Annotated in this window: 22 protein-coding genes; 14 read left to right on the top strand and 8 right to left on the bottom strand. The window is 73.5% G+C overall.

Going from position 1 to position 22193, the window contains the following annotated elements:
* Nucleotides 1–159: 159 nt before the first annotated feature.
* Nucleotides 160–1881 (bottom strand): hypothetical protein, encoded by a 1722-nt coding sequence (locus ACFWP2_RS38985; RefSeq protein WP_380460775.1) that lies wholly within the window; start codon nucleotides 1879–1881, stop codon nucleotides 160–162.
* 409 nt (nucleotides 1882–2290) lie between these two features.
* On the opposite strand from ACFWP2_RS38985, the gene ACFWP2_RS38980 reads away from it, so the two are divergent.
* From ACFWP2_RS38980 to pth, 4 genes are all read left to right on the top strand, one after another.
* Nucleotides 2291–2758, top strand: a complete 468-nt coding sequence (locus ACFWP2_RS38980; protein WP_380460773.1) for a hypothetical protein — start codon at nucleotides 2291–2293, stop codon at nucleotides 2756–2758.
* Nucleotides 2759–2859: 101 nt separating this feature from the next.
* Complete coding sequence (locus tag ACFWP2_RS38975; protein WP_380460771.1) at nucleotides 2860–3525, top strand: DUF3105 domain-containing protein; 666 nt, start codon at nucleotides 2860–2862, stop codon at nucleotides 3523–3525.
* 74 nt (nucleotides 3526–3599) lie between these two features.
* Nucleotides 3600–4232, top strand: coding sequence for a DUF305 domain-containing protein (locus tag ACFWP2_RS38970; RefSeq protein ID WP_380460779.1), 633 nt, complete (start codon nucleotides 3600–3602; stop codon nucleotides 4230–4232).
* Between the two features lie 205 nt (nucleotides 4233–4437).
* Complete coding sequence (gene pth, locus ACFWP2_RS38965) at nucleotides 4438–5049, top strand: aminoacyl-tRNA hydrolase (protein WP_380460769.1); 612 nt, start codon at nucleotides 4438–4440, stop codon at nucleotides 5047–5049.
* A gap of 61 nt (nucleotides 5050–5110) precedes the next feature.
* On the opposite strand, the gene ACFWP2_RS38960 is transcribed toward pth, so the two are convergent.
* Together ACFWP2_RS38960 and ACFWP2_RS38955 are read right to left on the bottom strand one after the other, a co-directional pair.
* A complete protein-coding gene (locus ACFWP2_RS38960; protein ID WP_380460767.1) occupies nucleotides 5111–6328 on the bottom strand; it encodes an IS30 family transposase in 1218 nt (405 codons plus the stop codon).
* Nucleotides 6329–6390: 62 nt separating this feature from the next.
* A complete protein-coding gene (locus ACFWP2_RS38955) occupies nucleotides 6391–7917 on the bottom strand; it encodes an MFS transporter (protein ID WP_380460765.1) in 1527 nt (508 codons plus the stop codon).
* Between the two features lie 270 nt (nucleotides 7918–8187).
* Here ACFWP2_RS38955 and ACFWP2_RS38950 point away from each other — a divergent pair, with 270 nt between their 5' ends.
* Nucleotides 8188–8706: a MarR family winged helix-turn-helix transcriptional regulator gene (locus tag ACFWP2_RS38950; protein WP_380460763.1), complete on the top strand. Its 519-nt coding sequence runs from the start codon at nucleotides 8188–8190 to the stop codon at nucleotides 8704–8706.
* 43 nt (nucleotides 8707–8749) lie between these two features.
* A complete protein-coding gene (locus ACFWP2_RS38945; protein ID WP_380460760.1) occupies nucleotides 8750–9259 on the top strand; it encodes a GNAT family N-acetyltransferase in 510 nt (169 codons plus the stop codon).
* A gap of 128 nt (nucleotides 9260–9387) precedes the next feature.
* On the opposite strand, the gene ACFWP2_RS38940 is transcribed toward ACFWP2_RS38945, so the two are convergent.
* Together ACFWP2_RS38940 and ACFWP2_RS38935 are read right to left on the bottom strand one after the other, a co-directional pair.
* Nucleotides 9388–9897 carry a methylated-DNA--[protein]-cysteine S-methyltransferase gene (locus tag ACFWP2_RS38940; protein WP_380460758.1) on the bottom strand — a complete coding sequence of 170 codons (510 nt, stop codon included), beginning with the start codon at nucleotides 9895–9897 and terminating at the stop codon, nucleotides 9388–9390.
* Nucleotides 9894–11549 (bottom strand): DNA-3-methyladenine glycosylase 2 family protein, encoded by a 1656-nt coding sequence (locus tag ACFWP2_RS38935; protein ID WP_380460756.1) that lies wholly within the window; start codon nucleotides 11547–11549, stop codon nucleotides 9894–9896. The genes ACFWP2_RS38940 and ACFWP2_RS38935 overlap by 4 nt, the downstream gene beginning before the upstream one ends.
* A 150-nt stretch (nucleotides 11550–11699) precedes the next feature.
* Here ACFWP2_RS38935 and ACFWP2_RS38930 point away from each other — a divergent pair, with 150 nt between their 5' ends.
* A complete protein-coding gene (locus ACFWP2_RS38930; RefSeq protein WP_380460754.1) occupies nucleotides 11700–12158 on the top strand; it encodes an ASCH domain-containing protein in 459 nt (152 codons plus the stop codon).
* Nucleotides 12159–12221: 63 nt separating this feature from the next.
* On the opposite strand, the gene rsgA is transcribed toward ACFWP2_RS38930, so the two are convergent.
* Together rsgA and ACFWP2_RS38920 are read right to left on the bottom strand one after the other, a co-directional pair.
* Nucleotides 12222–13358 (bottom strand): ribosome small subunit-dependent GTPase A, encoded by a 1137-nt coding sequence (gene rsgA / locus ACFWP2_RS38925; RefSeq protein ID WP_380460752.1) that lies wholly within the window; start codon nucleotides 13356–13358, stop codon nucleotides 12222–12224.
* A 343-nt stretch (nucleotides 13359–13701) separates the two neighbouring features.
* Entirely contained in the window at nucleotides 13702–14865 is a 1164-nt protein-coding gene (locus tag ACFWP2_RS38920) for a cytochrome c oxidase assembly protein (RefSeq protein WP_380460750.1), read from the bottom strand.
* A 287-nt stretch (nucleotides 14866–15152) separates the two neighbouring features.
* Between ACFWP2_RS38920 and ACFWP2_RS38915 the strand changes: the two genes are divergently transcribed.
* Nucleotides 15153–16649: an FtsW/RodA/SpoVE family cell cycle protein gene (locus tag ACFWP2_RS38915; RefSeq protein ID WP_380460748.1), complete on the top strand. Its 1497-nt coding sequence runs from the start codon at nucleotides 15153–15155 to the stop codon at nucleotides 16647–16649.
* Between the two features lie 122 nt (nucleotides 16650–16771).
* On the opposite strand, the gene ACFWP2_RS38910 is transcribed toward ACFWP2_RS38915, so the two are convergent.
* Nucleotides 16772–18205 (bottom strand): YihY/virulence factor BrkB family protein, encoded by a 1434-nt coding sequence (locus ACFWP2_RS38910; RefSeq protein ID WP_380460746.1) that lies wholly within the window; start codon nucleotides 18203–18205, stop codon nucleotides 16772–16774.
* 178 nt (nucleotides 18206–18383) lie between these two features.
* Here ACFWP2_RS38910 and ACFWP2_RS38905 point away from each other — a divergent pair, with 178 nt between their 5' ends.
* The 6 genes from ACFWP2_RS38905 to ACFWP2_RS38880 all read left to right on the top strand — a co-directional run.
* Nucleotides 18384–18467, top strand: coding sequence for a putative leader peptide (locus ACFWP2_RS38905; RefSeq protein WP_318264789.1), 84 nt, complete (start codon nucleotides 18384–18386; stop codon nucleotides 18465–18467).
* A 198-nt stretch (nucleotides 18468–18665) separates the two neighbouring features.
* Nucleotides 18666–20390, top strand: coding sequence for a nitrite/sulfite reductase (locus ACFWP2_RS38900; RefSeq protein ID WP_380460744.1), 1725 nt, complete (start codon nucleotides 18666–18668; stop codon nucleotides 20388–20390).
* Entirely contained in the window at nucleotides 20387–20569 is a 183-nt protein-coding gene (locus tag ACFWP2_RS38895) for a hypothetical protein (RefSeq protein ID WP_030060859.1), read from the top strand. The genes ACFWP2_RS38900 and ACFWP2_RS38895 overlap by 4 nt, the downstream gene beginning before the upstream one ends.
* On the top strand, nucleotides 20550–21251 hold the full coding sequence (locus ACFWP2_RS38890; protein WP_380460741.1) for a phosphoadenylyl-sulfate reductase: 702 nt from the start codon (nucleotides 20550–20552) through the stop codon (nucleotides 21249–21251). Before ACFWP2_RS38895 ends, ACFWP2_RS38890 begins: the two co-directional genes overlap by 20 nt.
* Nucleotides 21252–21303: 52 nt before the next feature.
* On the top strand, nucleotides 21304–21885 hold the full coding sequence (gene cysC, locus ACFWP2_RS38885) for an adenylyl-sulfate kinase (RefSeq protein WP_380460777.1): 582 nt from the start codon (nucleotides 21304–21306) through the stop codon (nucleotides 21883–21885).
* On the top strand, nucleotides 21882–22193 hold a 312-nt coding region (locus ACFWP2_RS38880; protein WP_380460739.1), incomplete at its 3' end, for a phosphoadenosine phosphosulfate reductase family protein. The genes cysC and ACFWP2_RS38880, both read left to right, overlap by 4 nt.

The following is a 22193-nucleotide window of genomic DNA, read 5'->3' as shown; positions in this document are numbered from 1 at the left end:
CGGGGGGGTGGGGGGGGGGGGGTTTATTGAGTCGCGGGCCGGGGCTTTTTTGGGGGTGGGGGGGGGGGGGGGGGGCCGGGGGGGGGGGGGCGCTTTATGTCTATGGGGTCAATTTCTCGCGCACGCGTGCGGGGGTGGGAGATGGGGGCCGGTCGGGCGTTACTCGGTCCAGATGGCGGCGGCCGTACGGTCGTCGGCGTAGCCCTTGGCGCGGACCTGGACCTGGCGGAGGAAGTCGACGGTGCCCGGCGGGTGGGGGTGGGCCCAGTGGGTGGAGAGGAAGTGCGCGACGGCCGGCTCGTCGGCTATGGGGCGGGCGAGGCCCGGGGCGCAGAGGAGGAGGATGTCGCCCGGCGTCGCGGGAACCAGCCGGAAGCGGAACGGGCGCGGGCCGGGCACCGGGGCCTCCGGGACCGGCGGCTGACCATCCGGGTGGTGCAGCAGGCGGGCCGCGTAGGCGTCGATCCAGTGGCCGGACCGCAGCAGGTAGAGCCCGCCCGGGCCGACGCCGAAGGCCGCACGGTAGCCGGCCTCCGGATCCAGCGACACCATCAGACAGTGCAGCGACGCCGGGGACGGGGTGTCGTCCCCCTCCGCCCGCGGCGTCAGCGCCCGCAGCGGGGCGGCCGCGCCGGTGGCCAGGCGCTGGAGGCCGTAGCGGAGCCGGTCACGGGCGCCGTCTCGCAGGTCGGCGGCCAGTCCGGCCCGGCTGCGCCCGATCGCGGCGGCGAGCTGGCGGCACGCCTCCCCGGTGGCGGCCGCGACGGCCTCCGGGCTGACCGTCTCGTCCTCGGCTCCGCCGCCCGTGCGGTCGAAGCCGCCGAGGACGGCGAGCAGCAATCCGTCCGGGCCGTCGCCGAAGCGGGTGACCAGCAGGGAGTCGCGACGCGGCTCGCCCCGGTAGCGCGCGGAGTCGCCCCGGACGGAGGCGGCGCGCAGGACGGACGGACCGTACTGGGCGCCATCCAGCACGGTGTCCGGTACGAGCGCGCGCAGTGCACCCGGGTCGGCCTCGGGTACGGCCGTCGGTTCCGGTCCGTAGGTCGGGGGGCGCTCGCCGACGTGCGGGACGGCGGTGCCGCCGTCGGCGAGCGGTGCGCGGATGGCCAGGCGGGGGTCGGGGACGGCTGCGGCCTGGGCCACGGGTTCCGGGTCGGGTTCCGGGGTGTGGACGGGTTCGGGTTCGGGTTCGGGGACGGGAGCGGGAGCAGGGGCGGGAGATGGAGCGGGGGCGGGAACCTCGGGTCCGTCCGCTTTCACCGGCTCCTCGGGCTCCTCGGCAGCGGCGGGCTCCGGTTCCGGTTCCGGTTCCGGGACGGCGGCGGGGGCGGGAGGGGTTGGCGGGGTGGGCTTCTCCAGCGAGACCGGGTCCGGGCCGGGTCCGGGCTCGGGTGCGGATGCCGACTCGGGTGCGGGTGCGGCCTTCGGGGCGTCGTCGGTGAAGGCGGGGGCCGGGAACTGATGGGTCTCCGTGGAGGTCCGCTGACGCCCGATGCCCTCCGTCCCGCCGATCACGCCGACGGCGGTGTCGAACCAGTCGTCGATGCTGTCCCGGGTGTCCGGTGCCTGAGCGCCTTCGGGCTCCCCGGGAGCCTCCGACTCCGGCTCCATCACCGACTCCGGCTCCATCACCGACTCCGGCTCCATCACCGGCTCCGGCTCCACCACCGGCTCCGGCTCCACCACCGGTTCCGGCTCCGGTTCCGCCGAGCGCTGCTGTCCGATGAGCCCGACCGCCGTGTCGAACCAGTCGTCCACGCTGCCGTCCCCCGGGTCGGCGCGCGGGGTGTCCGGGAGGGTGCCCGCCGGACCGTCGTAGACGGCGTCCCACCAGCCGTCGTCCGGCCGGTGCGGCTGTGCGGGTGCACCCTGGTTGCTCATCTGGCGGCTCCTGGTCGTTCCGTGGTCGCGCCGCCCCCGGCGGGCCGGGCGGGCCGGGCTGACGACATTGTTCTCCACCTGCGAGGACCCTGTCCGGGTTTCGGCGACAACCGGTCACCCACCGGAACATCCCGGCCAACGCGCTCACCAGGCGGTTCGCCGGGCGATTCGCCGGGCCGTCCCCGGAGCCGTCACGTGTTCGTCCGCTTCCGTTCCGTCCGTGCTTGCCGGATGTGTCCGGAGCAGGGCGTTTCCTGGTCATCCGGGTCTGCGGGCCACCGAAAATGAGGGCCGATGGGGGGCATCGCATCACTCGTTCGGCTGATTAAATGTGCGCATGACCGCGTCGGCCCCCAGTTCGCCCCGACCGGGGAGGGCCGCGTCCGCGGGCCGCCCGGCAGGTGGGCTGTTGGTCCTGCTGCTCGTCACGTTGCTGACGCTGCTGCCCTGCGCGGGCCAGGCGAAGGCGGTGGACGGCTCCGGTCAACCGGCGCCGCACGCGGCCCCGGCCAGCGCCGTGACCGTCGTCAGCGTGGTCAGCGTCCAGGTCGCCACCGGGCACACCTCCTACACCGGCCACGCCGCGAAGGTCGCCAGGCCCACGCAGTCCTCGGACCACCACCGGACGGCCGAGGAGCCGGGGCACTGGATCCTCTGCACCGCCGACGGCCAGCCGCCGCGCAACAACGGCTGCTCCAGCCACCCGTACTGCTCGCAGGACGCCCAGCTGCCGAACCCGCCGCCGCAGCCGCAGCCCGCCGTGTCACCGCTGACCCCGGCCGCGCCCGAGGCACTGCCCCGGGTGGTGCCCGCCGGTCTGCTGGACGGCGCGCACCCGGTGCCCGATCTGCACGAACTCCAGGTCCACCGGTCCTGAGTGGAACCCACCGCCGGCGCAGCCGCCGACGGATCCGCCCCTCCTCTCACACCAGATGACCGCCGCCCCCGACCGGTGCGGCGGGGACAAGGACGACCACCATGGGTTCCGCCTCCAAGCAGTCCAACAAGCCCGGCGGCAAGCAGGACGGCCTCGACCGCCGTGCCCGGATCGCCGAGCTGCGCGCCGCCGAGCAACGCCGCGACCGCCGCAACAAGATCTTCGCCTCGGTGGCGGCCGGCGTGCTGGTGATCGGTGCGATCGCCACCGGCACCTGGGTCGTCATGGACCAGAACCAGAAGAAGAAGGACAAGGAGACCGCCGCCAACGCGGACATCCCGGGCGTGAAGACCTTCGGCGAGCTGAGCCGCACCCACGTCAAGGACAAGGTCACCTACCCGATGACCCCGCCGGTCGGCGGCGACCACAACGCGATCTGGGCGGACTGCATGGCCCACGTCTACGACCAGCCGCTCGAGAACGAGCGCGCCGTCCACTCGCTGGAGCACGGCGCGGTCTGGGTGACGTACAACGGCAAGGCCACGCCGGACGACATCAAGACGCTCTCCGACAAGGTCAAGAAGACCCCGTACACGATGATGAGCCCGTACCCGGACGAGCAGGGCACCATCACCCTGAACGCCTGGAGCACCCAGCTGACCGTGGACAGCGCCAGCGACCCGCGGGTGGAGCAGTTCTTCACCAAGTACGTCCAGGGCAAGCAGACCCAGGAGCCGGGCGCCTCCTGCACCATGGGGCAGATGTGACCGCCGACGCGAACACCGACGCGAACCCCGCGGCGGACGGCGTCGAGGAAGCCGGGGCCCCGCGCCGCCGCCGCATGTGGTGGCCGGCCGCGCTGGCCGCCACCGTGGCGCTGGCGCTCGGAGTGCCGGCCCTGGTGGCGAGCGGGACCTCGGCGTCCGGCTCGTCCACGCTGGCCGTCCCGGCGGACGACTCCCCCGAGGCCGGGTTCGCCCGCGACATGGCGACCCACCACCAGCAGGCGGTGGACCTGTCCTTCGTCGTCCGGGACCGCACCGCCGACGAGCCGACCCGCACCCTGGCCTTCGACATCATCAACACCCAGGCCAACCAGCGCGGGATGATGATGGGCTGGCTCGACCAGTGGGGACTGTCCCAGCACTCGACCGCCACGCCGATGGCGTGGATGAAGATGGGCCACGACTACCAGGCCCACGACGGTTCGCTGATGCCGGGCATGGCCACCAACACCCAGATCGCGAAGCTGCGCACGCTCAGCGGGCGGGACGCCGAGGTGTACTACCTCCAGCTGATGATCGAGCACCACAAGGGCGGCGTCGAGATGGCCCAGGGCTATGTCGACAAGGCCCGGAACGAGGCCGAGAAGCGGCTCGCGCAGTCGATGGTGGTCTCCCAGACCTCCGAGCTGCAGCTGATGACCGACATGCTCAAGGAGCGCGGCGCCGAACCCGGCGTGCCCGCCTCCTGATCTCCTGAGCGCTCGTTCCGCGGGCTCTGCGTGTCCCGTCGTGTCCCGTCGTGTCCCGCGGGTCCTGCGGGTTCGGCGTGTTCCGCATGTTCCGCGTGTTTCCCCGGACGGCCGGGGCGCCGGCGAGGACGGTCCCGTACCGTCCACGCCGCGCCCCGGCCGTCCGCCGTCCTCCCCCCTCCCCCACCCTACGGAGAACGCCCGCATGACCCCCGACGCCCCCTGGCTGATCGCCGGACTGGGCAACCCCGGCCCGTGGTTCCGGCTCACCCGGCACAACGCGGGCTTCCTGGCCGTGGACCGGCTGGCCGAACGGCACGGCGCCCGGTTCCGCCGGCGCGGGATCGCCACCCTGGTGGCCGAGATCGGACTCGACGGCCACCGGGTGCTGCTGGCCAAGCCGCTGTGGTGGTCCATCAACCTGTCCGGACGCCCGGTGGCCGCACTGCTGCGCCGCCACGGCGTCCCGGTCGAGCGGCTGGTGGTCGTGCAGGACGACCTGGACTTCGCCTTCGGCTCCGCCCGGCTCAAGCGCGGCGGCGGTCCCGGGGGCCACAACGGGGTGCGTTCGGTGGGCGAGGCGCTCGGCACCCGGGACTTCGTCCGGCTGCGGTTCGGCATCGGACGTCCGCCGAAGGGCCAGAGCGTCGGGGACTTCGTGCTGAAGAAGTTCTCCGAGGAGGAACTGGCCGCCATGCCGGGAGAGTTGGACCGCTGCGCGGATGCCCTGGAGACGCTGGTGGAGCGCGGCCTGAACCGTGCCCAGGACGCCCTGAACGCGCCGAAGGCCCCCGGCGTCGCCCGTACGGACGCGTAGCGGGAGGCCCCGCGGGCCTCAGGGCGGTTTCTAGCGGTCGTCGCAACACGTGGTCGGTTGGTTAGGCCGCGATGAGTTTATGCAGACGCTCGGCTGGGGTTTCCCAGCCGAGCGTCTTGCGTGGGCGGCCGTTGAGTTCGGCGGCGACGTGGACCAGGTCCTCCGGGGTGTGGGCGGACAGGTCGGTGCCCTTGGGGAAGTACTGCCGGAGCAGTCCGTTCGTGTTCTCGTTCGAGCCGCGCTGCCAGGGGCTGGCCGGATCGCAGAAGTAGACCGGGACGCCGGTGGCGACGGTGAACGAGCCGTGGGCGGCCATCTCGGAGCCCTGGTCCCAGGTCAGCGACCGTTTCAGGTGAGTGGGCAGGGTCTGGACGGTCTCGACGAGGGCGTCGCGGACGTGCTCGGCGGTGCGGCCGTTCGGCAGGTGCAGGAGCATGACGTAGCGGGTGTGGCGCTCGACCAGGGTGCCGATGGCGGAGGCGTTGTCCTTGCCGAGGATCAGGTCGCCCTCCCAGTGACCGGGAACCGCCCGGTCCTCGACCTCCGCCGGGCGTTCGCTGATCATGACCATCGGGGTAGCGAACCTGGGCTGGCGACAGGCGGCCTGGCGGTGCGGTTTGCGGCGTGCCCGTCCCGAGCGCAGGGCGCCGGCCAGCTCGCGGCGAAGCTCGCCCCGGCCTTGGACGTAGAGGGCCTGGTAGACCGTCTCGTGGACCACGTGCATCTCCGGCCGTTCGGGAAAGGTGTCCCGTAGAGCCTGGCAGATCTGCTCCGGGCTCCACTTCCTGTCGAGGTGGTCCTGGATGAAGTCCCGCAGCTGCGGGTTCTGTCCGATCTTGCCGGGCTTGGGCCGGGGCCGGCGGGCATCGGCGCGGGCCTGGGCCGCGTGCGGGCGGTAACTACCGCTGCCCGGGTGGCAGTTGCGACGAATCTCCCGACTGACGGTGGACGGGCTGCGGCCCAGCTCGGCCGCGATCGCGCGCACGGTCGCCTTCTCTCGAAGCCGGTCTGCGATGCGGATCCGCTCGTCCTCGCTCAGATAGCGGGAGGGACCGGACACGGCGGCGGGCGCCCGCTCGGGTCGAGCGGGCGCCCGGAACCTGTTCGGATCCGTCCGGCCGTTGCGCCACTCGCGTCCAGTCCGCTCGTGGACGCCCACCAGCCGGGACGCCTCTTTGTTGCCGTAGCCCTGATCCACGAGCCGGAAGTATTCCGCCCGCTCGACACGGAGCTTCCTACGCCCCTGCGGCTTCCGGTCCCCGCGGATCTTGAAGTCCATCGCATCCCCTCAGCTGGGGTGTTGCGACGACCAGTAGAACCCAAGCAGGGCCGGGCGGGGCCTCAGAGCCGGGCGCCTCGGGCGGTTCGGGTGCCTCGGGCGGGCCGCGCGGGCCGGGTGAGCAGTGCGGCCGCGGCCGCGACGGCGGCGAGGACCAACAGCACCGTCCGCCCACCGGACGCGGCGCCCGCCAGGTGAACGCCGAGGACGGACAGCGCCATGCCGAGCGCCGTACCGAGACTGCGGGCCATGTTCACCATGCCGCCGCCGACCGCGGAGCACTGCGCCGGTATCGCCCGCATCACCAGCGCGTTGTTGGCGGGCAGCAGCAGTCCCAGCCCGTAACCGGCGATCAGCAGCGGGAGCGCCGCCGCGTCCGAAGCCGGCAGCAGCGCGAACAGCAGCAGCCCGCCGGCCGCGAGCAGCGCACCGGCGCGGCACCTGGTCACGTCCGACCAGCCCCGGGGCAGCAGCCCGCCGCCGACCGTCGCGGCGAACGCGAACGCGGCGGGCAGCAGGGTGATCACCAGGCCCGCGTGGGCCGTCGACACCCCGGCGCCGGTGAGCAGCACCGGGCCCAGCACCAGCGGGCAGAACAGCAGCAGGTAGCCGATCAGCGCCACCACCAGGCCGGAGCGCACGCCCGGGGTGTTGACCAGCCCGGGCGCCAGGATCGGCCGGGCGGCCCGCCGTTCCCGGCGCACCAGCGCCAGGCTCAGAACGGCGGACGCTAGCAGCAGGGCGGCCACCGCCCAGCCGGGCAGGGGCAGGCCGGAGGCGGTGGACAGGGCGAGCAGCAGCGAGGTGGTCGCCCCGGTGAGCAGCAGCAGGCCGGGCAGGTCGAAGCGGGCGGCGTCGTGGGTCGCGGTCCGGCGGGCCTCGGTCCGGCGGGCGGCGCGGCCGGTTGCGTGGCCCAGGGGGCGCGCGGGCCGGGGGTTCGGTACGGCGGCCGGGGCGCCCGCCGCCCGGGTGCGGGGCAGCAGGAACCAGCCGGCCAGGATGCCGAACAGCGCGATCGGCACGTTGACCCAGAACACCCAGCGCCACGAGGCGTGTTCGACCAGCAGCCCGCCGAGGCTGGGCCCGAGCGCCAGGCCGAGGCCCTGGGCGGAGGCCTGGATGCCGAGCGCGCGCCGCATCGCGTGCTCGGGGACGCCCCGCGCGACCAGGGCGACGCTGTTGGCCTGCATCATCGCGGCGCCCACCGCCTGGACGGCGCGGCACCCGACCAGGGCCCAGAGGCTGACGGCGAATCCGGCGCCGAGTGAGGAGAGGCCGAAGACCGCGAAGCCGCCGATGTACATGGTCTTGCGGCCGACCAGGTCCGACAGCCAGCCGATCGGGGCGAGCAGGGCGACCAGGACCAGCAGGTAGGCGAGGGCGACCCACTCGACGGCGGCGAAGCTCGCGTCGAAGTGGCGGCCGAGGGCGGGGAAGACCAGGGCGATGACACTGGCGTCCAGCTGGCCGAGGAAGGCGCCGAGACAGACCGTGCCGACGGCGAGCCAGTGAGCATGGGGCCAGCCGGCTATGCCACGCGGCCGGGGCCGCTCGGTGAGCAGCCGCGAGGCGAGGACGGTGGCGTTCATGGGTACGAATATATCGGATACAGATATGTTCTCTCTACGAGCAGCTCGCCCTACGACAGGATGCGTCCCACGGTACGGACGGGGCCGGACGGACACCTGCGGCGAGGCCTGCAACAGAGTTGCAGGAGAGGCGCGGGAGAGCTTCGGGAGAGCCGCGGGAAAGCTGTGGGAGAACCCCGGGAAGCGCGGACCCGTGACCCGGAACCGCCCACGAACCTGCCGGCGAACCGGGCGCCGGACCGCCTCGCACCAGGCGATACGCTGTCCGCCATGCCGTCGTCACCACACGTTCCCGACCCCGCCACCGGAAGCCCCGACCCGGCGGTCGAGCACGCCCGGCAGCTGACCGACACCGTCACCCGGCTGCGCCGCGCGCTGCGCAGCAGCATCCGCACCGACTACCCGTGGGAGTCCCTGCCGATGGCGCAGGTCGAGCTCCTGCAGACGCTGGCCGCCGCACCGCTGCGGGTCGGCGAGCTGGCCGCGCGGCAGCGGCTCGCACCCAACACCGTCAGCGGACTGGTCGGGAAACTGCTCGACGCCGGCTTCGTGGACCGCCAGGCCGACCCCGGCGACCGCCGCACCGCCCGGATCGCCCTCACCCCGGCGGGCCGGCGGCAGCTGGACGACTGGCAGCACGCCCACGAGCGCCGCATCGCCACCGCGCTCGGCACCCTCGACCCGGCCGACCGGGCGGCCGTCATCGACGCCCTGCCCGGGCTTGACCAACTCGCCCGCGCCCTCGCCCAGCCGGGCACCGGACCCGAGCAGGGGTCCGCGGCCGGGTGAAAACCGCTGGCCGCCGGGCTGCCCCGGCGCTACCGTCCCCGGCATGACCCCCGCAGAGGTACGGATCGAGCCCTGGACCGACGACGACCTCGCGCTGCTGCGCCGGGTCAACACACCGGAGATGAAGAAGCACGTCGGCGGGCCCGAGAGCGCGGAGCAGCTGCTCGTACGGCACCGGCGCTACCTGGACTTCGTCCCGTCCGGGCTCGGCTGCATGTACCGGATCGTGCTGCTGCCCGAAGGCGAGGCGGTCGGGACGGTCGGCTACGGCACCCGGACGTGGGAGGGCCGGACCGTCCACGAGATGGGGTGGAACGTGCTGCCCGGCTTCCAGGGGCGAGGCATCGCGGTCGCCGCGACCCGCGCGGCGGTGGCGGCCGCCCGCCGCGAGGCCGCCCACCCCCACCTGCACGCCTTCCCCTCGGTGGACAACCCCGCCTCCAACGCGGTCTGCGCGAAGGCCGGGTTCACGCTGCTCGGCGAGACGGACTTCGAGTTCCCGCCCGGCCGGTTCATGCGCAGCAACAACTGGCGGGTGGAACTGCGGAGTTGAGCGTCCGATGCTCGGGCACACGAGCGCTCGGGCACACGGGCGATCGGTGCTCGGACGATCAGGCGTTCGGCGCTCGGAGCTTCGGTGCCCGGAGCTTCGGTGCTCGGAGGTTCCGCGGGGCCCGGCGGTCAGAACAGGGTGCCGCCCTCCAGGTCCAGCAGCCAGCGCTTGCGGTCCACACCGGCGGCGAAGCCGGTGAGCGCGCCACTCGCGCCGAGCACCCGGTGGCAGGGGCGGACGATCAGCAGCGGGTTGGCGCCCACCGCGCCGCCCACGGCCCGGACCATGCGCGGCTCCTGCCCGGCCAGCTCGGCGAGTTCGCCGTAGGTGACGGTCGTGCCGTACGGGATCTCGTCCAGCGCCGCCCAGATCCTGCGGCGGAACTCGGTGCCCTCGGGCGCGAGCGGGAGGTCGAAGCCGGTGCGCTTGCCCGCGAAGTAGTCGGTCAGCTGGGCCACCGGCTCGGCGAGCGCCTCCGGGTCGGGCACCCAGTCGTCGGCGGGCTCGGCCAGCGCGTACTTCTGGCCGGGCGCGGTGACGGTGGCCAGCGCGGCCGGTCCGCCCTCCTCGGGCAGCACCCCGCTGAGCAGCAGCCGACCGAAGGGGCTCTCCATGGTGGTGTAGACGGTGGTGCTCATACTCGTTCGTTCTCCGTTCCGGTCCTGCTGGTGCTGTCGCCGGTGCTGGTGGTGCCGGTACCGCTGCTGGTGATGCCGGTACCGCTGGTGGTGTTGCCGGTGTTCGTGAGGTCGACGCCCGAGGGGCCGGCCCACAGTCGGTGGACGGCGTAGGAGCGCCACGGGGCCCAGGCCTCGGCGGCGCGGGCGGCGGACTTCGGGTCCCCGGCGGCGCCGAGGCGGAGCAGGCCGTGCTTGACGCCCACGTCGCTCGGGAGGAAGACATCGGGGTCGGCCAGCGCCCGCATCCGCAGGTAGCCGACCGTCCAGGGGCCGATGCCGGGCAGGTCCAGCAGGCCGGCCGCGGCCTCCTCCCGGTCGACCCCGCTGTCGAGCCGGACCACGCCCTCGGCCAGCGCGGCGCACAGGCCGGTGAGGGCGCGGCGGCGGGCGGCGGGCATGGCGAAGTCCTCCGGGTCGGCGGCGGCCAGGGCGGCCGCGGTCGGGAAGAGCAGACGCAGGCCGCCGCTGGGCTCGGGCAGCGCGGTGCCGTACTTCTCGGCGAGCCGTCCCGCCAGGGTACGGGCGGCGGCGACGCTGATCTGCTGGCCGAGGACGGCGCGGACGGCGAGCTCGTGCGGGTCCACGTGGCCGGGCGAGCGCAGGCCGGGGCGCTCGCGGACCAGCGGACCGAGCAGCGGGTCCGCGCCGAGCTGGTCGTCGACCGCGAGCGGGTCGGCGTCCAGGTCGAACAGGATGCGCAGGCGCTGGACGGCGGTCGGCAGGTCGCGCAGGTCGGCGAGCAGCAGGCGGCAGTCGAGCCAGCCGCGGGTGGGCGGCTCGCCCGGTGCCAGGCTGTCGACCTCGGCGATGCCGTGGCCGTACGGGAGCGCGAGGGTGCGACGGTACACGCGCACACCGGGACGCGCGCCGGGGACGACCTCCTCCACGCCGGGGACGGCGCGCAGGGCGAGGAAGTCGATCAGGTGCTCGCTGTCGAGCGCGCCGCGGTAGGCGAGGCGCAGGGTGAGACCGCCGGCCGGGGTCGCGATGCGGCGCCCGGCGACGACCTCGGCGCGCAGGCCGCTGGGGGTGCGGTCGTAGACCTCGCGCACGGTGTCGTTGAACTGGCGGACGGAGGCGAAGCCGGCCGCGAACGCGACGTCGGTGACGGGGAGTTCGGTGGTCTGGAGGAGCAGGCGGGCGGTCTGCGCGCGGCGGGCGCGGGCCAGCGCGATCGGGCCGGCGCCGAGCTCGGCGATCAGCTGGCGTTGCAGCTGGCGGGCGCTGTAGCCGAGGCGGCCGGCCAGGCCGGCGACGCCCTCGCGGTCCACCACGCCGTCGCCGATCAGGCGCATCGCGCGGCCGACCAGGTCGGCGCGGTGGTTCCACTCGGGCGAGCCCGGCACGGAGTCGGGGCGGCAGCGGCGGCAGGCTCGGAAGCCGGCCCCCTGGGCGGCCGCGGCGCTGGGGTAGAAGACGCAGTTGACGCGCTTCGGGGTCACGGCCGGGCAGCTCGGACGGCAGTAGATGCCGGTGGAGGTGACCGCCGTGAAGAAGACCCCGTCGAAGCGGGCGTCGCGGCTGTCCACGGCTCGGTACCGGATGTCATCGTCGATCACGCTGTCCAGTTTGCGGCACCGGGCGGGGGGTGACTGGCGGGAATCGGACATCGCCGTTGATCGCTGCTTCGGGGGGCCTCCCCCACCCCGCCCACCCACCACCACCCACCGCCCACCGCCCACCGCCCACCGCCCACCACAGGGTGAGCGCGGGCCGGAAATTCGCGAGCCCGCCGGACGTCCCGCCGTTACCCTCGCGGCATGAGCGAGCAGCAGCCCTACTCCGGCCCGGACGACCCGCGCGTCGTCGCCCTGCCTCCGGCGGAGTTCGCGTTCCCCGGCCCTCTGCGGGACCAGCTGGTCGCCGCGATCCTCGACGGCGCCAAGACCAGCACCACCGGCCTGGTCGCCGACTACGAGCACGAGGGCGAGCCCCTGCCGGTGCCCGGTGAGCGCTCCGCGGTCCTCGACTCGGACGGCCGCAGGGTCGCCGTGATCGAGACCACGGACGTCCGGGTGGTCCCGCTCGCGGAGGTCGACCTCCAGCACGCCCTGGACGAGGGCGAGGGGTGCACCAGCGTGGCCGACTGGCGTGCGGTGCACGAGCGGTTCTGGCGCAGCCCGGAGATGCTCGACGCCCTCGATGACCCGGGTTTCACCGTGGACGACAGCACGCCGGTGGTCCTCCAGCGCTTCCGGGTGACCGCGGACCTCCGCTGAGCCGGACGGGCCCGGCGGAGACCGGCCGGCGGCCGTTGCGCGGCGGCCGGCCGGTGCCTGGGCTCAGCGCTTCACCGGACCTCCCGCGGCTCGCATCGACTTGGTGATCGTCTTCCACTTCTTCAGCCGCGCCTTGGCCACCCGGGCGTCGGTGCGCGAGGCGATCCAGTCGTTCTCGCGCTGGAGCTTGAGGTAGCTGTCCATCCGGCGCTGCGGCAGTGTGCCGTCGGCCAGCGCCGCCTGCACCGCGCAGCCGGGCTCGGTGTGGTGGCCGCAGTCGTGGAAGCGGCACTCCTCGGCCAGCTCGGCTATGTCGGCGAAGGCCAGGTCCACGCCCTCGCCACCGTAGAGGCCGACCTCGCGCAGCCCGGGGGTGTCGATCAGCACGCCCCCGCCGGGCAGCGGGATCAGTTCTCGGGTGGTCGTGGTGTGGCGGCCCTTCTGGTCGACCGCGCGGGCCCCCTGGACGGTCATCACCTCGGAGCCAGCCAGCGCGTTGGTGAGGGTGGACTTGCCGACGCCGGACTGGCCGATCACCGCGGTGGTGCCGGGGGTGCAGGCGCGGAGCACGTCCATGCCCTCGCCGGTCTCGGCGCTCACCACGACCACCGTGACTCCGGGGGCGATCGCCTCGACGTCGGACCGGATGAAGTCGGCGTCGTCGACGAGGTCGGCCTTGGTGAGGACGACCAGGGGATCGGCACCGGACTCCCAGGCGAGGGCGAGGAAGCGCTCGATCCGCCCGAGGTCGGGGTCGGTCGCGAGCGAGGAGGCGATCAGCACGGTGTCGACGTTGGCGGCCAGCACCTGGCCGTCGGAGCGCTTGCCGGCCACCTTGCGGATGATCGCGGTGGAGCGCGGCAGCAGCGCGGCGACGGAGGCCATCGGCTGGGCGTCCAGGTCGACGGCCGCCCAGTCGCCCGTGCACGGGCAGTTGATCATGTCGGCGTCGCCCACCGGCCTGGTGTCGAACCGGAGGGTGCGCAGCTCGCCCGTCTCCGGGTCGGCGATCACGGCGTCGCACTGGCCGCGGTCGACCCGGACGATCCGGGCCGGGAGCAGCCCGGCCTCGCCGAACGGGGTGAAGAGCTCCACGAGCTCGGCCGTCCAGCCGTAGCCGGTCAGCGCGGAGGCGTCAGCGGAGAACGAAGAGGAAGGGGAGGAGGAAGAGAACGACGGAACGGAGGCAGCGTTGAACAACGCAGTGGCCCTTCGGGAGGAGATGGTCCCGGCGGGCTACGGCTGGCGCGAAGGGCTCAGCCGGCGGCCGGGAAAAGGAGGTGAACGCGAGTGCTGCCCTCGGCAGCTATCGGGGCGACAACGACCACGGGGGTTCACCTCCTGCTCTCTACTCCTCGGGCGGCCCAATGGCCCCCGAACCGGATGTGTCACACGCTAGCGGGGCGGGGGATTGTGGCCAACCTATTTTTGACCTGCGGAAATGTGGTGCGGGGGTGGTCAGGGAGGCCCTGGAGGAGCAAAATTGGCCCCTCCATCGCCACGCCCCGCACCGCCGCTCGACCGCCGCCGGCCGGGAGCCGCGCTACGCCCCGTACCGGTGCTTGAGGTTCGGGTCGTCCAGCCACCACGGCCGCATCCCGCTCTCCTCCTCCTCGGGCTGTCCCGCCGCCCGCGCCTGCGCGGCCGCCGCCGCGAAGCGGGCGTCCAGCTCGGCGTCCACGGCCTCGGTCTCCTGCCGCCCCCGCACCACCATCCGCCGCACCAGCGCGGCCAGGAACGGCAGTCCGACCAGGTCCCCCAGCACCCAGAACGCGTTGCCGCCCCAGGTCTGGTCCTGCGCCGGACTCGGCCCCCACGGGCGCCCGAGCGCCAGGTAGTAGTGCTCGGCGACCAGGTGGCCCCCGTAGATCAGCACGATCCCGAGCCCCGCGTCGAAGATCACCTCGGCGAAGGTGATGAACAGCCCGACCAGGTGCGGGTACTCGTGCCCGACCGGGTCGAGCTGCAGACGCGGCCAGAAGTACGCGAGGCCCAGCAGCACCAGTGCCAGGTGCAGCACCACGTTCCCGGTCCCGCTGGACACCGACCACTCGTACCAGGGCGTGAAGTAGAGCAGCCACGGCGGCGCCATCAGCAGCGCGGTGGAGACCGCCGGGAACATCAGCACCCTGGACGGGCGGCTGCGCAGCGCCCGCAGGACGCGCTCGCGCCGGGCCGGCGACGCCGCCTCGACCAGCAACGAGACCGGTGCGCCGAGCGCGAGCAGCAGCGGAACGACCATCAGCAGCAGCACGACCTGCACGGCCCGGTCGGTGAAGAGGATCCGCTCGTACACACCGAGGCCGGAGCAGGTGCACCAGACCCACAGCAGCAGTCCGCCGAGGAACGCGGCGGTACGGGTGGGCTGCCAGCGCCCGCCGCCGGAGCCGGCCACGGGCCGCCCCGCACCGGCCCCCACGCCGGCCCGCTCACCCCCGGCCCGCTCACCCCCGGCCCGCTCACCCCCGGCCCGGTTGACCTTGCGCACCGCCGCCAGGTACCAGACACCGAGCAGCACCGACAGCACCAGCACCAGCGGCTCGGCCGTCCAGGAGGTCGCCAGGTCGGACCACCGCCACGGCGGCGGCCCGCCGTAGGCGAGCACCGAGACGGGACCGCCCACCGGACCACCCGACGGACCGCCCACCGGGCCGACCGCCGGACCACCCAGCTGACCGACCGCCGCGCCGACCACCACTGCGTTCATCCGCCCGCTCACCTCGCTCGTCCCGGCGGTCCCCGGCCGGTCGGGCACCCCGCGCCGGGGCCCCGGCGCCCGGCCATGATGTCCCTGCCCGAGGGCCCCGCCGCACCCGGGGCCCGCCTCTATACCCGGGCCTGAACAAGGCTTTACCGAGCCCCGAAAACGCTTTGCCCAGGCAAAGTTCTGTCCTGGTCCCGCTGGTTCCGGCAACCGAGGCGAGGACCCGGACGTCTGGCACGGTGCGCCGTCGGCGAGACCCGCCATGCGCTCGACAGAGGGATGACGAACAGGTGCGAACCACTGCACGCGGCGACGGCCGCCGCCTCGCGGCACGCCACCGCACCATCGAACTGGGCCTGCTGGCCCTCGCGGTGGCCGTCTGTCTGGCCGGACACGTCGACGCGGACCTGGCGCTCACCGGACGGATGCCGCCCGGGCTGCTGGTGCACGGCCTGTCGCTGGGCGCGCTGGCCGGGGCGGCCCACCTGGCGGTGCGCCGGTTCGCCCCGTACGCCGATCCGCTGATCCTGCCGCTGAGCGTCTTCCTGACCGGCTTCGGGCTGGTGCTGCTGGACCGGCTGGACTTCAGCTACAAGGCCGCGCACACCGCCAAGGGCGACTACCAGAAGCTCCCGGCCGCGCCCTCCCAGCTGATGTGGGTGTTCATCTCGGTGGCGGTGGCCCTCGCGCTGATCGTCCTCGTCAAGCACCACCGCTTCTTCCAGCGCTACGTCTACCTGCTGATGGCCGGTGCGCTGGTCCTGCTGGCGGCGCCGGTGTTCTCCCCCGGCGACAGCTTCGGCGCCAAGCGCTGGATCCGGCTGTTCGGGCTCTCCTTCGAGCCGGACGAGTTCGTCAAGGTCGCGATCACGATCTTCTTCGCGGGGTACCTGATGGCCGCCCGGGACGCGCTGGCGCTGGCCGGCCGGAAGGTCTGGGGGCTGACCCTGCCGCGCGGACGGCACGCCGGACCGGTGCTGGCGATCTGGGTGGTCAGCCTGCTGGTGCTGATCTTCGAACGGGACCTGGGCACCTCGCTGATCTTCTTCGGCGTCTTCATCGTGATGCTGTACGTGGCGACCGAGCGCACCAGCTGGGTGGTGCTCGGCCTGGTGATGGCGGTCGGCGGCGCGGCGGTGGTCGGCACCGTGGAACCCCACGTGCACGGCCGCGTCGAGGCCTGGCTGCACCCGCTCGACTACTACAAGCCGGTGCACGACAAGGCGATCTCCGAGCAGCCCGCCGAGGCGCTGTTCAGCCTGGGCACCGGGCACCTCACCGGCACCGGCCTGGGCTCGGGACGGCCCTGGCTGATCGGCTTCGCCGGACGCAGCGACTTCATCTTCACCACCATCGGCGAGGAGCTGGGCCTGGCCGGGGTGACCGCGATCCTGCTGGTCTACGTGCTGCTGATCCAGCGCGGTCTGCGCACCGCGATCGGTCTGACCGACCCGTTCGGCAAGCTGCTGGCCACCGGCCTGTCGGCGGCGCTGGCGCTCCAGGTGTTCGTGGTGGTCGGCGGGGTGAGCGGGCTGGTCCCGCTGACCGGCAAGGCGCTGCCGTTCCTGGCCGCCGGCGGTTCGTCGCTGCTGGCGAACTGGCTGATGGTGGCGCTGCTGATCAAGCTGAGCGACTCCTCCGGGCGCACCGCCCTGGACCCGCCCCAGCCCTCCCCGGAACCGCTCCCGCCCCAGCCCTCCCCCCAGCCGCTCCCGGCCCAGCCCTCCCCGGAACCGTTCCCGGCCCAGGCCCGCCCGGCCGAACAGTCCTGGCAGGCCGCCCCCTGACCCGCCGTCCGCACCTCACCTCGCCCCGCCGACCCCGCCGCCCCGCCCGACCCCACCGACGCGACGGGGCCTCCCCCGCACCCGCGGGAGAGGCCCCCGTCCTCTGCCACCGTTCCGCTCCGCTACCGCTCGTCCCACGGCGGCCGGGGCGGTCGCGGCGGATACCCCTGCACCTGCTGCCCGGGCGGCCCCTGCGGCGGCCCGGTGACGGGCCCCGACCCCGCAGGCCCGACCGGCCCGACCGGCCCCACGGGCCCGGCATCGGGCTCCGCCTGCGCCCCCTGCGACCCCGTCCCCGGTCCCGACCCCGTCCCCGCCCCCGGCCCGGCCGGCCGGTCGCTGTCCGGCGGCGGCGGTCCGGGCCGGTGGTGCGGCCCGCCGCGGGCGGTGAGCCGGCCGCGCACGTTGTCGGCGGCCAGGACGTCGGCCCACCGCTCCGGGTACTCGGAGGGCACGTCGACGTCCTCGCCCTCGTCCTCGCCCCACTCCTCCTCGACGCCCTCGGCGAGCCCGAGCTCGCGGGCACGCCGGGCCCGTTCGACGGCCCGTCGGGCGGCGACCTCGCGGACCACGGCGGCGGCCGCCTCCTCGTGGGCGCGTTCGTTCTCGGCGCGCGCGTCGGCGGTCTCCAGGGTGGGCCAGCGGCGGTCTATCGCGGCGTTCATCGCGGCGCCGATGAGCACCGCGAGCGCCACCACGAAGATCCACAGCAGGACGGCCACCGGCGCCGCCAGCGAGCCGTACACCGAGGGGCCCTCGACCGAGCTGACCAGGTAGACCCGCAGGCCGATGCTGCAGAAGACCAGCACCACCAGGGCGACCAGGGCGCCGGGGATGTCCTCGCGCCACGGCGTCGAGACGGGGACGGCCAGGTGGTAGAGGGTGGTCAGCGAGACGATCAGCAGCACGATCGCGACCGGCCAGTAGAGGGCGCCGACCAGCCCGGCCACCCCCGGCACGGCGTTCTCCACCAGCCCGGGCCCGGCCATCAGCAGCGGCAGCACCAGCGAGCCGATCACCAGGGCGCCGAAGTAGAGGCCCAGCGACATCAGGCGGGTCTTGACGATGCCCCGCTTGCCGTCGAGCCCGTACATGACGGTGATGGTGTCGATGAAGATGTAGAGCGCCCTGGAGCCGGACCACAGCGACAGCAGGAAGCCGATCGAGACGAGGTCGGGCCGGGTGTGGTCGAACACCCCGTTCAGCAGCGGGACCACGACCTCCTTGACGGAGGAGTCCGACAGCACCGTCCCGGCGGCCGAGACGATGTCGTGCTTGAGCCGGTCGATGGTGCCCGCGCCGAGGAACTCGTCGAGGTAGCCGAGGGTGCCGGCCAGGCCGAGCAGCAGCGGTGGGATCGACAGCAGGGTGAAGAAGGCCGCCTCCGCGGCGAGTCCGGTGACCCGGTACTCGACGCAGGTGTTGGTGGTGTCCTTCACCAGTTCCCACGCCGTACGGCGCCAGGTCGCCTGTTTGGCCGCGCGTCGGGAGCCCTTGCCCCGGCGCCGGGAGGGCCGCTCGGCGTTCGCTCTGCTCGTATCGCCTGCTGCTTGCACAGGGCCCACCGTATCGGGCCGGGGCCGCGCGGTTGATCTCCCCGGGGGTACGGGCGCGTGGCCGGAGGCCCGGGCGGGGAGCGGCGGGAACATCCGGATGTCCCACATGACGAAACCTCAGCGTCCAGTATTCGGATGTTAGTGGACCGCGAGTCCCGGGCCGTGCGAATCTCTTGCCATGTCTAGCGCCGGAACCACCCTGGTAGGTCGACTCCACGTCGATCTGCTTCGCGTGTCCAGCGCCATCTGTCCGGTGACCTGAGCCCCACTCCGCCGCACCACCGCACCCGGCGCCGAAATCCCCCGCCATCCCCGCCGCAGCGGATGCGCAGGCGCCCGCCCGGTCCCGGTCACTGCCCTCAAGGCCTTGAGAAACCCGCAGGTCAGAGTGGCACCGCACGGCCGAGCACGCCCCGCGACCCATTCGGCGCCAGCGCCACCTGCCCCGAAGGACTTCACCATGGCCACCTCCCCCGAGACCGTCGAGCCCACGGCCGACCGCGCCGCCGAGCGCCGCCCCGCGGCGGCCCGCAAGGCGACCCGCCACCGTGGCGAGGGCCAGTGGGGCATGGGCCACTACACCCCTCTGAACGCCAACGAGCAGTTCAAGAAGGACGACGACGGTCTCAATGTGCGGACACGTATTGAGACGATCTACGCGCAGCGGGGCTTCGACTCGATCGACCCGGCCGACCTGCGCGGCCGGATGCGCTGGTGGGGGCTCTACACCCAGCGCAAGGAGGGCATCGACGGCGGCAAGACCGCGATCCTGGACCCGCACGAGCTGGACGCCGAGTTCTTCATGCTCCGCGTGCGCATCGACGGCGGCCGGCTGACCGTCCCCCAGCTGCGGGCGGTCGCCGAGGTCTCCGAGCAGTACGCCCGCGGCACCGCCGACCTGACCGACCGGCAGAACATCCAGTACCACTGGATCAGGATCGAGGACGTCCCGGCGATCTGGCGGAAGCTGGAGGCCGTCGGCCTGTCCACCACCGAGGCCTGCGGCGACACCCCGCGCGTCATCCTCGGCTCCCCGGTGGCCGGCATCGCCGAGGACGAGATCATCGACGGCACGCCCGCCATCGAGGAGATCCAGCGCCGCTTCATCGGCAACCCGGACTTCTCCAACCTCCCGCGCAAGTTCAAGAGCGCCGTCTCCGGCTCCCCGCTGCTCGACGTCGCGCACGAGATCAACGACGTCTCCTTCGTCGGCGTGGTCCACCCCGAGCACGGCCCCGGCTTCGACCTCTGGGTCGGCGGCGGCCTGTCCACCAACCCCAAGCTGGGCGTGCGGCTGGGCGCGTGGGTCCCGCTCGACGAGGTGGCCGACGTCTACGGCGGCGTCATCGGCATCTTCCGCGACTACGGCTACCGGCGACTGCGCAACCGCGCCCGGCTGAAGTTCCTGGTCGCCGACTGGGGCGTGGAGAAGTTCCGCCAGGTGCTGGAGGACGAGTACCTCAAGTACCGGCTGGTCGACGGCCCCGCCCCGGCCGAGCCCGCCGCCCGCTGGCGCGACCACGTCGGCGTGCACCGGCAGAAGGACGGCAGGTACTACATCGGCTTCGCGCCGCGCGTCGGCCGGGTCCACGGCAAGCTGCTCGGTGAGATCGCCGACCTCGCCGCCGCCCACGGCAGCGACCGGGTGCGCACCACCGCCGAGCAGAAGATGCTCATCCTCGACATCGCCGAGGAGCACGTCGAGTCGGTCGTGGCCGGCCTGGAGGCGCTCGACCTGCGGGTCACCCCGTCGCCGTTCCGCCGCGGCACCATGGCCTGCACCGGCATCGAGTACTGCAAGCTCGCCATCGTCGAGACCAAGGAGCGCGGCCGCACCCTCATCGACGAGCTGGAGCAGCGCTTGCCGGACTTCGCCGAGCCGCTGACCATCAACATCAACGGCTGCCCGAACGCCTGCGCCCGCATCCAGGTCGCCGACATCGGCCTCAAGGGCCAGCTGGTCACCGACGAGAACGGCGAGCAGGTCGAGGGCTACCAGGTGCACCTCGGCGGCGCGCTCGGCCTGGAGGCCGGCTTCGGCCGCAAGGTCCGCGGCCTCAAGGTCACCAGCGCGGGCCTGCCCGACTACGTCGAGCGCGTGCTGACCCGCTACCAGGCCGACCGCACCGAGGGCGAGCGCTTCGCCCAGTGGACGGCCCGGGCGTCCGAGGAGCAGTTGTCGTGAGTGAGCGAGCCGCCCCCTTCTTCTGCCCCTACTGCGGGGACGAGGACCTGCGTCCCTCCGAGGCCGGACACGGCGCCTGGGAGTGCCACGGGTGCCGCCGCGCCTTCCAGCTGAAGTTCCTCGGCCTGCTGTCACCGACCAACCACGGGGGTACGTCACATGAGCAGCACCGCGACTGACCACGCGTCGCTGGCGGAGAAGGCCGGCCGCGAGCTGGAGGAGGCCACCGCGCAGGAGGTCCTCCGGTGGGCCGCGGACACCTTCGGCGCGCGGTTCTGCGTCACCTCCTCGATGGAGGACGCGGTCGTCGCCCACCTGGCGTCCTCGGTGTTCCCGGGGGTGGACGTGGTGTTCCTGGACACCGGCTACCACTTCCCGGAGACCATCGGGACGCGGGACGCGGTGGCCGCGACCATGCCGGTCAACGTCGTCACGCTCACCCCGCTGAAGACCGTGGCCGAGCAGGACGCCGAGTACGGGCCGCGGCTGCACGACCGCGACCCGGACCTGTGCTGCGCGCTGCGCAAGGTCGAGCCGCTGGACCGGGGCCTGGCCGGCTACGACGCCTGGGCGACCGGGCTGCGCCGCGACGAGTCGCCGACCCGGGCGAACACCCCGGTGGTGTCCTGGGACCCCAAGCGCCGCAAGGTCAAGATCGCCCCGATCGCCCGCTGGACCCAGCAGGACGTGGACGCCTACGTCGCCGAGCACGGCGTGCTGCTCAACCCGCTGCTGTGGGAGGGGTACCCCTCGATCGGCTGCTCCCCGCTGTCCTGCACCCGCAAGCCCGCCGAGGGCGAGGACGCCCGGGCCGGCCGCTGGTCGGGCTCCGGCAAGACCGAGTGCGGCATCCACCTCTGACCAGTCATCACCCCCCACCCCACGTAAGGAAGACCCCGTGACAGCTCATGCCCTGGCCGCCGACGGAGCCGCAGAGGCGGCCCCCACGGCCGCCCCCTGCGAGCGCGGCGCCACCGTGTGGCTGACCGGGCTGCCCAGCGCCGGCAAGACCACCCTGGCCTTCGCGCTGGCCGCACGGCTGCGCGCCGAGGGCCACCGGGTCGAGGTCCTGGACGGCGACGAGATCCGCGAGTTCCTCTCGAAGGGCCTGGGCTTCTCGCGCGAGGACCGGCACACCAACGTCACCCGGATCGGCTTCGTCGCCGAGAAGCTGGCGGCCAACGGCGTCAAGGTCCTGGCCCCGGTGATCGCCCCGTTCGCCGACTCGCGCGCCGCGGTGCGCGAGCGCCACGCCGCGAACGGCACCGAGTTCCTGGAGGTGCACGTCGCCACCCCGGTCGAGCTGTGCGCCGAACGCGACGTCAAGGGCCTGTACGCCAAGCAGGCCGCCGGGGAGATCTCCGGCCTGACCGGTGTGGACGACCCGTACGAGGCGCCGCGGAGCCCGGAGCTGCGCCTGCAGACCCAGGGCCGCGAGGTCGCCGAGTCCGCCGCCGAACTGCACGCCTTCCTGACCGAGAGGGGCCTGGCATGACCACCGCGACCGACAGCCCGGGCCGTACCGACGCCCAGAACGAGGATGCGGGGAACCCCTTCGCGCTGTCCCACCTGGACGCGTTGGAGGCCGAGTCGGTGCACGTCTTCCGCGAGGTCGCGGGGGAGTTCGAACGCCCGGTGATCCTGTTCTCCGGCGGCAAGGACTCCATCGTCATGCTGCACCTGGCCCTCAAGGCCTTCGCGCCCGCCACGATCCCGTTCTCCCTGCTGCACGTCGACACCGGGCACAACTTCCCCGAGGTGATCGCCTACCGCGACCGCGTCGCCGCCCGGCACAACCTGCGC

The organism is Kitasatospora sp. NPDC058444 (assembly GCF_042721415.1).
Classification (GTDB): Bacteria; Actinomycetota; Actinomycetes; order Streptomycetales; family Streptomycetaceae; genus Kitasatospora.
The sequence above is the reverse complement of the archived record's forward strand: the minus strand, read 5'-3'. Positions and strand labels throughout refer to the sequence as shown.